Here is a 240-nt window from a genome sequence, read left to right as displayed (position 1 = left end):
AATCAGAGTATCTGATTCATTATCAATAATTTTAAAACCGATGTTGGTAAGAGTTTTTTTTAAATTTTCTTCATTACTGTTTTTACTTTTTATTGCTACTACTTGTCCTAATTCTACAGATTCTATTATATAATTTTCAGCAGTAAAAATTGCTAAAACCGAGGAAATACAACGGTGACAAACCATGTTTTTTATATAAATAGTTTCGTTCATCTTTAAACACTATCTCTTAATTGTGTA

At 25.8% G+C, this 240-nt stretch carries 1 pseudogene; it reads right to left on the bottom strand.

The features are described 5' to 3' along the window. Positions 1-213: pseudogene (locus tag ACEWL1_RS12200) on the bottom strand (hypothetical protein); the annotation flags it as partial. Positions 214-240 lie beyond the last annotated feature (27 nt).

The organism is Polaribacter gochangensis (genome assembly GCF_046224025.1).
In the GTDB taxonomy this organism is placed as follows: Bacteria; Bacteroidota; Bacteroidia; order Flavobacteriales; family Flavobacteriaceae; genus Polaribacter; species Polaribacter gochangensis.
This window is presented reverse-complemented; position numbering and strand designations above follow the sequence as displayed.